This is a genomic window from Treponema bryantii NK4A124, assembly GCF_000421345.1.
Taxonomy (GTDB): domain Bacteria; phylum Spirochaetota; class Spirochaetia; order Treponematales; family Treponemataceae; genus Treponema_D; species Treponema_D bryantii_B.
The window spans coordinates 1-12,029 of record NZ_ATWV01000011.1 but is presented as its reverse complement, the minus strand read 5'-3'; the positions used below and the strand labels follow the sequence as shown (position 1 = coordinate 12,029).

Annotated in this window: 9 protein-coding genes, 1 tRNA gene and 1 rRNA gene; 5 read left to right on the top strand and 6 right to left on the bottom strand. The window is 42.8% G+C overall.

The window, feature by feature from the left end:
* Positions 1-22: 22 nt before the first annotated feature.
* The gene (locus G626_RS0111300) at positions 23-556 is read right to left on the bottom strand and encodes a DUF1850 domain-containing protein (RefSeq protein WP_022932896.1); all 534 of its coding nucleotides are present in this window, start codon (positions 554-556) and stop codon (positions 23-25) included.
* A gap of 54 nt (positions 557-610) precedes the next feature.
* Positions 611-1,573, bottom strand: coding sequence for a TAXI family TRAP transporter solute-binding subunit (locus G626_RS0111295; protein WP_022932895.1), 963 nt, complete (start codon positions 1,571-1,573; stop codon positions 611-613).
* 85 nt (positions 1,574-1,658) lie between these two features.
* On the opposite strand from G626_RS0111295, the gene leuA reads away from it, so the two are divergent.
* Complete coding sequence (leuA, locus tag G626_RS0111290; RefSeq protein ID WP_022932894.1) at positions 1,659-3,365, top strand: 2-isopropylmalate synthase; 1,707 nt, start codon at positions 1,659-1,661, stop codon at positions 3,363-3,365.
* Between the two features lie 73 nt (positions 3,366-3,438).
* On the top strand, positions 3,439-5,541 hold the full coding sequence (locus G626_RS17625) for a methyl-accepting chemotaxis protein (protein ID WP_022932893.1): 2,103 nt from the start codon (positions 3,439-3,441) through the stop codon (positions 5,539-5,541).
* Between the two features lie 88 nt (positions 5,542-5,629).
* Here G626_RS17625 and murD read toward each other — a convergent pair whose 3' ends face one another.
* On the bottom strand, positions 5,630-7,063 hold the full coding sequence (gene murD / locus G626_RS0111280; RefSeq protein WP_022932892.1) for a UDP-N-acetylmuramoyl-L-alanine--D-glutamate ligase: 1,434 nt from the start codon (positions 7,061-7,063) through the stop codon (positions 5,630-5,632).
* Positions 7,064-7,214: 151 nt separating this feature from the next.
* Positions 7,215-7,300, bottom strand: a tRNA-Leu gene (locus tag G626_RS0111275).
* Between the two features lie 68 nt (positions 7,301-7,368).
* Here G626_RS0111275 and G626_RS0111270 point away from each other — a divergent pair.
* Together G626_RS0111270 and G626_RS0111265 are read left to right on the top strand one after the other, a co-directional pair.
* A complete protein-coding gene (locus tag G626_RS0111270; protein WP_027727142.1) occupies positions 7,369-7,851 on the top strand; it encodes a COG2426 family protein in 483 nt (160 codons plus the stop codon).
* A 16-nt stretch (positions 7,852-7,867) separates the two neighbouring features.
* On the top strand, positions 7,868-8,770 hold the full coding sequence (locus G626_RS0111265; RefSeq protein ID WP_196800487.1) for an AEC family transporter: 903 nt from the start codon (positions 7,868-7,870) through the stop codon (positions 8,768-8,770).
* A gap of 106 nt (positions 8,771-8,876) precedes the next feature.
* Here G626_RS0111265 and murA read toward each other — a convergent pair whose 3' ends face one another.
* Together murA and pepT are read right to left on the bottom strand one after the other, a co-directional pair.
* The gene (gene murA / locus G626_RS0111260; protein ID WP_022932889.1) at positions 8,877-10,160 is read right to left on the bottom strand and encodes a UDP-N-acetylglucosamine 1-carboxyvinyltransferase; all 1,284 of its coding nucleotides are present in this window, start codon (positions 10,158-10,160) and stop codon (positions 8,877-8,879) included.
* The gene (pepT, locus tag G626_RS0111255) at positions 10,160-11,389 is read right to left on the bottom strand and encodes a tripeptide aminopeptidase PepT (protein ID WP_022932888.1); all 1,230 of its coding nucleotides are present in this window, start codon (positions 11,387-11,389) and stop codon (positions 10,160-10,162) included. The genes murA and pepT overlap by 1 nt, the downstream gene beginning before the upstream one ends.
* A 328-nt stretch (positions 11,390-11,717) precedes the next feature.
* Between pepT and G626_RS0111250 the strand changes: the two genes are divergently transcribed.
* Positions 11,718-12,029 (top strand): 16S ribosomal RNA (locus G626_RS0111250); the annotation flags it as partial.

The window sequence follows — 12,029 nt, the reverse complement described above, 5'->3', positions numbered from 1 at the left end:
GAGGCGAAGCCGAAGCAATCTATTATATCCTGTTTGATAAATAATTTACCAAAGAAACTTTTTTATATTCAAAAATGATACTTGTCTGTGGTTCAAAAAAATCTGTAAGAAAGAATTCTTTCTGACCAACTTCTACAGCCTCGTCAAAGGTAATTGAATGCTCAGCAATTAAGCCTACTGCCATAACGAGACGAGGCACAACACGGTTGATTCCGCTTATTTCATAATTTTTGTCTTTTACTGCAAATACAGCACCTGGTATTTCATCAGGTTCCGGTATACCAGCCCCATAAGATACAAATGATGTTTTATATAATTCAAGTTTATCGTCATCAGTAGGTTTATAAAAATCGTGTACACGGCCCTTGTTTACAGAATGTGTATAAGAAATTACAAAGCCTTTTTTATAACCGTCGATTGAATAAAAACGAAGGGGCTGCATTTTTCTACTGCTTACAGAAAGCACGGTAATAAAAGGCGAAAAAAGGGCTATTAAAATAATAAGAAGAATAAAAGATGTAATTAATAAAGCAAGTAATGTTTTCTTTTTAGTCATAAATAATAATGGCGGCCGGCCTTTTGTAATAAAAGTACCGCCCGCCTCAAGATTTTAGTTTACGCTCAAACCGATTTCGTTGTAGTACTTTTTAGCACCTGGGTGGAATGGTACTGAAACACCTGTGATTGCAGATGCAGCAGTTACTTCCTTACCCTTTGCGTGTCCGCGTGCAAGTTCATCGAGGTTTTCGAACAAAGCCTTAGTCATTTCATAAACTGTTTCTTCGTCGAGCTTAGAGCTTACAGCGAGAGTAGCCTTAATTGCGAGAGCAGGTGTGTCTGTATCTGTTCCCTTATAAGTACCACCAGGGATTGTTGTATATGTATAGAATCCGTATTTGTCGCAGATTACATCAGCAGCATCCTTGTCGATTGGAATCAAAACAAGACCAGCTGTGAATGCAAGCTCCTGGAGAGCTGAGTTTGGAACACCGGCTGTAATGAAACATCCGTCCAGAGTACCATTCTGAATACCTTCTGCAGATTCCTTGAAAGAAAGGTTGCTCTTTTTGATGTCGTCAAAAGTAAGGCCATAACCTTCGAGAATCTGTTTAGCGTTGAATTCAACTCCAGATCCTGCATCACCTACAGAAATGCGCTTTCCCTTGAAGTCTGCTACAGATTTAATTCCGCTCTTTTCTGAAACGGCAATCTGTACAACTTCAGGATACATAGTTCCGATTGTCATGATGTTTGAAAGCTTTTCGCCTGCAAACATATCTGTTCCGTGATAAGCATAGTCCATAACGTCGTTCTGAACAGTTCCGAACTCTGCCTCACCTTTATTAATAAGTCTGAGGTTTTCTGCAGAAGCACCAGTTGCCTGAGCTGTAACGTTCATATTAGCAATCTTTGTGTTCCAGATGTTAGCAATTGCGCCGCCAAACGGATAGTAAGTACCGCTTGTACCACCAGTTGCAAGAATGTAATCTTTTTTAGCGTCTGATTTTGTACATCCGCTGAAAATGAGGGCTGCTGCGAGCAGTGCCAATGAAGCCTTAAATACTTTCTTCATATCTTTCTCCTGTAATTAAGATGTATAATTTTACTATATAATAGCAGTTGAATTCAATAATGTTTATGCGGTAAATTGGAGATATATGAATCCAAATGGAAAGTACAAGGCTTTTGTGCCGGTTCCCTTAAAAGACAGAAAATGGCCCTCAAACACAATTACTAAGGCACCTTTATGGTGTTCTGTTGATTTGCGCGATGGAAATCAGGCTCTTGTAAATCCTATGGGAATAGAGCAGAAGCTTGAATTCTTTAAGCTTCTGGTAAAAATTGGATTCAAGGAAATAGAAGTCGGTTTTCCCGCCGCTTCAGATACAGAATTTGACTTTGTACGCCGCCTTATAGACGAAAAACTGATTCCAGAAGATGTATGGATTCAGGTTTTGTGTCAGGCCCGCGAGCCTTTGATTGCCCGTACCTTTGAGGCAATTGATGGTGCTGAGAATGTAATTTTTCATATTTACAATGCAACTTCACCGGCTCAGAGAAAGTATAATTTTGGAAAAACAAAGGAAGAACTTATTGAGCTTGCCGTAAGCGGAGTAAAATGCGTAAAAAAATATATAGCCGCTGTAAGCAAAGAAGCAGAGGCAGCCGGTCGTAAGCCTGCAAATTACCGCTTTGAATATTCTCCGGAAAACTTTACCCAGACAGAAGCTGACTATGCCATGGAAATCTGTCAGGCAGTTATGAAGGCCTGGGGTGCAACTCCAGAGAATAAAATAATTTTGAATCTTCCGGCAACCGTTGAATGTAATCTTCCAAATCAGTTTGCAGATCAGATAGAATATTTTTGCCGCAACTTTAAGGGCCGCGAAAACTGTATAATTTCTCTTCATAATCATAATGACCGTGGCGAAAGTATTGCCCAGTGCGAGCTTGGTCTTTTGGCCGGTGCAGAGCGTGTAGAAGGCTGCCTTTTTGGAAATGGTGAACGTACCGGAAACCTTGATATCGTTACTGTTGCCCTGAATATGTACACCCAGGGAATAGATCCAGAATTGGATTTTTCTAATCTTGAAGAAATTTCAGAAGAATTCAGCCGATTAACAGCAATGCCAATACATCCACGATCTCCTTATGCCGGAGAACTGGTATTTACAGCCTTCAGCGGCTCACATCAGGATGCAATCCGCAAGGCTATGAATGCCCGTTCAGAAAAATCAGCTTCGCTTTTGTGGGATGTTCCATATATTGCCATTGACCCGCACGATATAGGCCGCGAATACAACGGAATCATCAGAATTAACAGCCAGAGCGGAAAGGGCGGGGCAGCTTATATTCTGGAAACTATGTTTGGAATTGCGGCTCCAAAAGCAATGCATCCGGTTATTGGTGCTGTTATTAAGGCTCGGGCAGACAAACTTCAGCGTGAACTCAGCCCGTCCGAGGTTTACGATATTTTTGCCGAAAGCTGGCTTTATACAAAGTCTCCTCTTAACGTTATTGATATTACAGAACGCCACGTGGAAGGCGAGCGCGGAACAGATCTGCCTGAGCAGGTAGCAGGAATGGCAACTGTAGAGTGGGATGGAAAGCGTTATGCAATTGCTGCATCCGGAAACGGACCTCTCGATGCCTTTGTAAGTGCCATGAAGCAGACTCCGGCTCCGGCCTTTAACATCACAAGCTTCCATGAACACTCTGTTGGCTCAGGTTCAGACACTCAGGCTATGGCTTATGTTCAGATTACAAAAGAAAACGGCGAACAGGTCTGGGGTGTAGGAAAGAGTTCCAACGTAGGTCGTGCCGGTATTGCGGCAGTGGTTTCTGCCTTGAACTTCAGAAAATAATTGCTTTTCTGGCATAATATGCGATAATTAAATAATATAATTAGTGTTATTTATTACATTTAGGAGTTTATTTATGGCAAAAGCACTGGACCGGTTTGATCCAAATCCGAAAAAAAATGTTTCTCTAAAAACAAAGCTTATTGCAATGATTGTTGGCGCCAGTATGATTGGTGTATTTGTTTCTGGTTCAGTAGCATTTGCAGTCTTTAACCGGGGTATGCATACTCAGAGTGTCGAAGAACTTGAAAATACTACAGGTGGTGTAAAATGGATTCTCGAGGACTGGCTTGATACTCTTAGTGGTTATGGCGATATGCTGGCTTCTACAGATCATATTAAAGGTTATCTTGACGGTTCCTATACAGATGATCCAAATGCTTATCTGAAAGAAAAGGGGCAGATTTGTGGAGTAGACCTTCTTGCAATTACCGATACAACAGGAAGGATTTATGCCGGCTGGGAAATTAATCCTGGTGAGCATCCAAATTTGCCTATTGTCAGACAGGCAATCGATGGTCGTAAAACATATGCCTATTCTAAACTTGGAACCATGAATTATGGTCTGATTTTTGCTACTCCGGTTATTAAGAATGGAAAAACTTTGGGTTGTCTTATTATTGCTTATGATATCGCAACAATGGGGTCAGATGGTTATGTAAGTATCGTTCATGATTATCATACTGTTGAATGTACCGTATTTGATGGAAAAGTTCGTGCAGCGACAACGCTTGGCGTTCATTTGCTAAATACTGAGCTTGATAATGAAGCAATTGTTCAGCAGGTTCTTTATGATGGTGAAGAATATGTAGGAAAGAATACAATTGCCGGAATTGAGTATTATACAGTTTATACACCGCTCAAAAATGATGATGGCACAGTTGCCGGTATGGTTTTTGTTGCAAAGGCTATGAAGGTAATTGATAAGGTTCGAAATCAGACAATTTCTATGATAGTTCCGGTTTCTGTAATACTTTTCCTTATTCTTTCAACAATCGGTTATTTCTTTGTCCGCTGGATTATGAAGCGTATTAATAACGTTACTGTCTTCCTTAAAGATCTTTCAAGCGGTGAGGCAGATTTGACCAAGCGTTGTAATCTTTATGTCCGCGATGAAATTGGTGCTCTCATAATCAACTTTGATAATTTTATGGATAAGCTGCAGGAGATTGTAAAAACTCTTAAAGAGTCAAAGGCAGACCTTGGTGTTAGCGGTGATAACCTTGAAGCAGGAACACAGGATACTGCAAGTTCAATTACAGAAATCATTGCAAATATCGACTCTATTCATACTCAGATTAATAATCAGGGACGAAGTGTTGAAGAGACAAATAATTCCGTTCAGCATATTTCCAGCGCAATTACAGACCTCGATTCTTTGATTGAAGATCAGTCATCAAGCGTAACTCAGGCTTCTGCTGCTGTAGAAGAGATGATTGGAAACATTAATTCTGTAAATAAATCTGTAGAAAAAATGTCGGCTTCCTTTAAGGCTCTTGAGGATAATGCAGAAATCGGATTCTCAAAGCAGGAAGATGTTAATGAAAAGGTTCGTCAGATTGAGGGCCAGTCGGAAATGCTGCAGGAAGCAAATACCGCCATTTCTGATATTGCAGAACAGACAAACCTGCTCGCTATGAATGCGGCAATTGAGGCGGCACATGCCGGAGAAGCCGGAAAGGGCTTTGCTGTAGTTGCTGATGAAATCCGTAAGCTTTCAGAAACTTCTTCTGAACAGTCAAAGAAGATTGGTGAGCAGCTTGGAAAGATTATGGCTTCTATTACTGATGTAGTAGGTTCTTCTAATGAGGCAAGTACTGCTCTTACAGAGGTATCTAGTCGTATTAAAGAAACTGATGAACTTGTAATTCAGATTCAGGCTGCCATGGAAGAACAGAATGAAGGTTCTAAGCAGATTATGGAAGCCCTCCGTCATTTGAACTCTTCTACAAGTGAAGTTAGAAACTCTTCAAAAGAGATGAATGATAGAAATGCTCAGATTGTACGAGATATGACAAGTCTTTCTGAATCAACCGGAATGATGAACACCAGTATGGAGGAAATGGCAGTGGGTGCACGCAAGATTAATGAAACCGGCGTTACCCTCAATGAGATTTCTGATCAGGTAAAGGATGCCATCAGCCGAATTGGTTCTCAGGTAGATCTGTTTAAGGTTTAATAAATGGATTGCTTCGTCGCAATCCTGAAGATGTCAAACGGTGGTTGAGTGCCCGCAAAGGCGGGTTTATCGAAACCACCGTTTTTTTTTATTCGAATATCTTTTTTACTGCGGCCATGTACTTGTTGCCGCGGTCAAATTCGTTACTAAACATACCAAAGCTTGTAGCGCCAGGGGAGAAGACAAAAACTTCTTCTTTCTCCGGTGGTTGAGTGCCGCGAAGCGGTGTATCGAAACCACTTTTGAACTCTTGCAGCAGAGCGTCCAGCCCGTCAAAAGGTCCGTGATATTTTACACCTGCCTTGTCCAGTTCTGCCACCAGTTTATCTGTTGCGCTTCCTGCTAGCAGGTAAATGTCTTTTACAGGATATTTGACACCTGCTGCTTCTGGCTCTGTCAGGGTTTTAATAAGTGGAGTGAGTTCGAGTCCTTTTTCTGTACCACCTGTCATAAGAATCACAGGCTTTCCAAAGGCCTGGCTTGCGGCTGCGGCGGCTTCTGGAACAGTTGCACAGGAATCATTGTAGAACTTAATTGTGGTGCCGGCTGTATTTTTCCAGCTGTGGAAATACTGAAGGCGGTGGTCAATTCCCGGCCACTTCTGCAAAATCTCTTTAATACGGTTATCAGGTACTCCCATCAGATGCATTACGAGGGCTGCGTTCTGGGCATTTATTTTCATATGCTCGCCCGGAACTAAAAGCTCTCCAAGATCAAGCTTCCAGCCGGCTTTACTTCCATATCGCAAAACTGTTGCCTTTGACTCAGCAGCAAAAGAGTCTCCCCAGTCATCAGAATCAAAAATAGAATAGTCGCCCTTGGTCTGGTCTGCGTAAATCAGACGCTTGTCTGCAACATAAGATTCCATGTTGCCGTACCAGTTCTGATGGTCTGGTACAATTTTTGTAATAAGAGAAATGTGAGGACGGAGGACACCACGGCCACGAAGGTCTGCAAGCTGCCAGGAAGAAAATTCTATTACAACAGGTGTGTCACCGTTTACCTGGTCAAAGAAGGTGAGTGGGCTCACGGTGATGTTGCCGCCCAGGAAGGTTGTGTAGCCTGCCTGAGACAAACCGTAGTAAATGGCACTTACCGTAGAAGATTTTCCCTTGCTGCCGGTTACGGCAATTATCGGGCAGTTTGTAAAACGCAGGAAAATGCTGAGGTCGCTTTCTATGGCGCGGGCTGCAGCCAGATATTTGTTACCTTCGAACTTTACGCCCGGATTTTTGATTACACAGTCTGCACTTTCAAAATCTTCTATTCTGTGTTCGCCCAAACGGTAGGTGAGGCGGCTATGGTCGAGGCTGGTGTCGGAGTTGAGTTTTTCCACAGTTGCGGACAGCTGCTCTTTTGTCTTCATATCAGTTACGGTAACATAAGCGCCCTTGTTCAGGAAAAATCTAACAGCCGCTTCTCCGCCGCCATTAAGACCAAGTCCCATTATGGTAACTTTTTTATCTTTAATATCTTCAACTGATTTGAATGCGCAGTGGCGCGGATAAACGTGTGGTGTCATATTCACTCCTGAAAACCCGGTGGTTGAGTGTTGCAAAGCAACGTATCGAAACCACCATATGAGCCGAAATCTGCGGTGGTTTCGATACGGCACTCTGTGCCTACTCAACCACCGTAAAAAAAGAGGCCTCCCGAAAACTCAGGAGGCCTGTTGCCGGGAACCGGGGTCGAACCGGCACGCTGATTGCTCAGCACAGGATTTTAAGTCCTGGGCGTCTACCAGTTCCGCCATCCCGGCAAGTGATTTTTATAATATAGGAAAAAATGGATATTTTCAAGACGGGTGGATTTTATTATACTTTAACTATGTTAAAAAAATATTTCTGGATTTTTTTTATTTCCATGGTACCGCTTATTGAGCTTCGCGGTGCAATCCCGGTTTCGCAGGCCATGCAGCTGCCAGTTATTCCTTCATTTATTGTATGTATCATTGCTAATATGCTTCCGGTTCCATTTATTTATCTCTTTGCGCGTAAGGTTCTTGAATGGGGCCAGGATAAAAAAATCATCGGTAAAATCTTCTCCTTCTGTCTTGTAAGGGGCAGAGCCGCTGGTGAAAAAATGCAGGCTAAAGCCGGCAGGGGAATCTTTATTGCTCTTCTGCTCTTTGTTGGAATTCCTTTGCCGGGAACAGGCGCCTGGACAGGAACTCTGGCAGCTAGTCTTCTTGAATTAAAATTCCGTGATACTGTAATTGCGGTTACGCTTGGAGTTTTACTTGCCGGCCTTATTATGATGGCGGGCAGTCTTGGTTTGTTTACAGCACTCTTTGCAGCATTAGGAAAGTAATATGTATATTTTAGTAATGAAACAGCTGATCACAATGTTTCTGATTGCGCTGGCCGGTTTTCTTTTTGCAAAAATCTTTAAGGTAGAAGAATCTCAGCAGAAGTTTGTCAGTAAGCTTCTTTTGTATTTGATTAATCCCTTCATGGTTGTTAAGTCCTTTAATCTGGAGTTTAATGCTGACAAACTTGCCCAGCTTGGCTTTGTTTTTGTGGTTGCAATTGTCATTCATGCAGTAATGATTTTAATCGGTTTCTTTTCTAGTAAGGAGCAGGTAGACCGTCTTGCAGTCTGCTTTACAAACTGCGGCTTTATCGGCATTCCGCTGATTCGCGGTGTTTTTGGAGATGAAGGTGTTTTCTATCTGATGGGCTATCTTGTAGTTTTCAATGTTACAATCTGGACCTACGGCTACTACATTATGAGCGGTTCCATCAACCTTAAAAAAATCATTACAAACCCGAATATCATAGCGGTTATAATCGGTATTGCAATTTTCTGCAGCCCATGGACTCTGCCGGAATTTATTGCCCGTCCTGTCACAATGATTGGCGACCTTAACACTGCCGTAAGTATGCTTCTGATTGGTATTCTTCTTGCAAACTTTAAGCCCGCAGACGGAAAACTCTATGCCCTTAAAATTGCAAAGGTGAGTCTTTTCCGCCATGTAATTTGTGCTGTCGTAAATATTGGAATTCTCTTTGTTGTATGGAAGCTTTTCCCGAATGTGCCGGACTGCCGTATTCTGCTCTTTGTAGTTTTGATTTGTTCAATGTGTCCTGCGGCAACAACAATCCCGGGCTTTGCGGTTCTCTTTAATCATGATGAAACTTACGCCAGTCTCATAATCTCATTTACCAGCGTTTTGTGCATGCTTTTCCTGCCAAGTTTTGTTGCGCTTGCAGAGTTGATTATTAAGTAAAAAAAACGGTGCTTGAGTACTCGCGAAGCGAGTGTATCGAAAGCACCGTTTTGCTTTTGCAGTGGTTTCGATACGATGCTTCGCATCACTCAACCACCGAAATTGTCTATTCTATTTCAACCTTTTTGATTTTAGCACCAAGTTTTTGCAATTGTCCTACAAGGTCTTCGTAACCGCGTTCAATCTGATATACGTTACTGATTCTGCTTTCGCCGTGAGCACACATTGCGGCAATAACCATAGCCATACCCGCACGAATATCAGGTGAAACAAGATGGTCTCCGTGCAGCATGCTTGGTCCGCATACAACTGCACGGTGAGGGTCACAGAGGGTAATTTTTGCGCCCATAGAAATCAGCTTGTCTACAAAGAACATTCGACTTTCGAACATCTTTTCAAAAATCAAAACAGTTCCGTTAACCTGAGTTGCGGTTACGGTCATTATTGATGTAAGGTCGGCAGGGAATCCAGGCCATGGCATATCGTCAATTTTTGGAATTGCATTTCCAAGGTCGTCGTTTACCTTAAGCTCCTGAGTGTTAGGAACAGTTAACTCGTCGCCGTTTATGCTCCAGCTGATTCCAAGCTTTGCAAAAGAATATTTAAGAGGACGCATTTCTTCTGCACGTACACCCTTGATTGTAATCTTTCCTTTTGTTGCAGCTGCCATACCGATGTATGAGCCGATTTCAATATAATCAGGTCCGATTGTAAACTCACAGCCGTGAAGTTTTTTTACACCTGTAATGTGAAGAATATTACTTCCAATTCCTGTGATTTTAGCACCCATTGCAACCAGCATCTTACAGATGTCCTGAACATGAGGTTCGCTTGCACAGTTCTGAAGAATTGTTTCGCCTTCAGAAAGGGCAGCCGCCATAACGGCATTCTCAGTTGCTGTTACGGAAGCTTCATCAAGAAAGATATCAGCACCGACAAGCTTGGTTGCAGAAAATTCAAAACGACCGTTTACATGGATATTTGCGCCCATAGCTTTAAGGGCAAGGAAGTGAGTATCTACACGGCGGCGACCGATGACGTCACCACCTGGAGGAGTCATCTGACATTTGCCCTTGCTTGCAAGAAGTGGCCCCGCAAAAACGATGGAACCGCGAACCTTTTTAGTAAGGTCGCTTGGAAGCTCTGTAGTTTTTATTTGATCACACTGGATTTTCCAGTTATGTTTGCTGATTTTTTCAACCTTTGCGCCAAGAGATTTCAGGATTTCAAGCATTACGTTTGTGTCCTGAATCTCAGGAATATTGTGAAGAATAACCGGCTCGTCTGTCATAAGAGTTGCCGCAATACAAGGCAAGGCTGCGTTTTTGTTTCCGCTTGCTGTAACTGTCCCCTGAATAGGATATCCACCCTCAATTACATATTCGTGCATTATTTCACCTTTTGAGTTAGTAAGTTAATTAATACATCGGCAGCTTTTGCACACTGGTTTAGAGAAAGCCATTCATTTCGTGAATGAAAGTCATGGGCTCCGGAAAAGATATTTGGAGTTGGGATTCCAAGTTCTGTGAGGCGTGACCCGTCTGTGCCGCCACGGATAGGCTGCTTGCGAACCCTAACGCCGCTGTCTTTATAGGCTTGTTCCAGTCTCTGCATGATTTCCGGATGCTGGTCCAGCTTTTCTTTCATATTAAGATATTGCTGCTTAAAACTGAGTTCGTAAGAGCCGCCAAATTTTCCGGTGATGCGGTCTGCGGTGTTTTTTATGATTTCTTTGTCTTTTTCAATTTCTTCTATATTGAAGGAGCGGAGCAGCATATCAACTGAAGCAGATTCTATGCTTCCGGTGATTTCCATAGGAGCAATAAAGCCTTCGTAATTTTCTGTAGTTTCAGGAGCCATGTCGCGTGGTAATCCTGCGGCAAAAGCGCCTGCAAGTGTAACTGCATTTACCATTCCGCCGGCTTTTGCGCTGCCGGTGTGACAGGCCTTTCCGGTAAACTTAATGGTGCAGGCCCAGGCATTAAAGCATTCCGCTTCAAGTTCTCCTTCGTCGCCGCCGTCTGCTGTCACTGCAAAATCAGCTTTAAGAATATTCAGTGGAACTTTATCCATGCCGTGGCCTGTTTCTTCATCCGGGCTGAACATTACTTCAATAGGTCCGTGCTTAAGATTTTCATCTTCATAATGATTCATAAGATATTCAACAGCTGCCATAATTGCAGAAACGCCGGCCTTGTCATCTGCCCCAAGCAGGGTAGTTCCGTCAGATTTTACGATAGTATCAGCCTGGCCTGTTGGAGATTCAGCATCTGAGAGAATTGAAATAACGGGCTTTACGTTTTCGCCGGTAACTTCGTCTACTGTGTCCATGTGAGCCATGAGGAGGATTGTAGGGTACTTTTTCCGTTCCTCCGGATCAACAATGTTAGAATCAATCTTGGCAACAACATAGCAGTAGTCTGTAAGATAAACGTTGCGGGTTCCAAGGTTGCGTAGTTCCTTTACCAGTACCTTAGCAAGGTCCCACTGACGCTCAGTTGAAGGAAATACACCTTCATCTGCAGCCTTTCCGTCACTTTCCGACCAGATTTTTACATAGCGGCAAAAGCGGTCCAGCAATTTATTTTCTTCATCTTTATTTCCATATATGTAATTCATGAGGGCATTATATAAAAAAGTTTAAAAAAAATCAAAAAAAGCATAAAAATCACGTGTCAGCTATTGACGAAAAGTTTAGAAAGAAGTATATTCATTTTCACCGTCGCAACACAGCGGCGCTGCTCTTTGACAGATCAGGGAAGGAAATAACTGACTAAATAATTTTTTAGTGTTTTTACCATAAAAACACAACCCGCGAAACAGACACGCAAGGTGTCATTCCGAACTTGTTTCGGAATCTAAGTTTCGATTGAAAATCAATTCAGCAAATATTCAGCTGGTTTTGAACAATTTATGTGAAATCATTAGCCTTCGGGCTATTGAAATAATCATGGAGAGTTTGATCCTGGCTCAGAACGAACGCTGGCGGCGCGTCTTAAGCATGCAAGTCGAGCGGTAAGATTGGTGCTTGCACTAATCCTAGAGCGGCGGACTGGTGAGTAACGCGTGGGTGACGTACCTCTGTGACGGGGACAGCTCCTAGAAATAGGAGATAATACCGGATACGCTGCATGTTGTCAGAGGACATGCAGGAAAGGATCTTTTGATTCGCACAGAGAGCGGCCCGCGTACTATTAGCTAGTTGGTGGGGTAACGGCCCACCAAGGCGACGATAGTTACCCGGCCTAAGAGGGTGATC

Excerpts from the sequence above, each read along its gene's own strand:
- G626_RS0111295 (WP_022932895.1), bottom strand. The coding sequence starts at position 1,573 with ATGAAGAAAGTATTTAAGGCTTCATTGGCACTGCTCGCAGCAGCCCTC.
- G626_RS0111270 (WP_027727142.1), top strand. The coding sequence starts at position 7,369 with ATGTTAAAAAAATATTTCTGGATTTTTTTTATTTCCATGGTACCGCTT.
- leuA (WP_022932894.1), top strand. The coding sequence starts at position 1,659 with ATGAATCCAAATGGAAAGTACAAGGCTTTTGTGCCGGTTCCCTTAAAA.
- G626_RS17625 (WP_022932893.1), top strand. The coding sequence starts at position 3,439 with ATGGCAAAAGCACTGGACCGGTTTGATCCAAATCCGAAAAAAAATGTT.
- G626_RS0111265 (WP_196800487.1), top strand. The coding sequence starts at position 7,868 with ATGAAACAGCTGATCACAATGTTTCTGATTGCGCTGGCCGGTTTTCTT.
- pepT (WP_022932888.1), bottom strand. The coding sequence starts at position 11,389 with ATGAATTACATATATGGAAATAAAGATGAAGAAAATAAATTGCTGGAC.
- murD (WP_022932892.1), bottom strand. The coding sequence starts at position 7,063 with ATGACACCACACGTTTATCCGCGCCACTGCGCATTCAAATCAGTTGAA.
- G626_RS0111300 (WP_022932896.1), bottom strand. The coding sequence starts at position 556 with ATGACTAAAAAGAAAACATTACTTGCTTTATTAATTACATCTTTTATT.
- murA (WP_022932889.1), bottom strand. The coding sequence starts at position 10,160 with ATGCACGAATATGTAATTGAGGGTGGATATCCTATTCAGGGGACAGTT.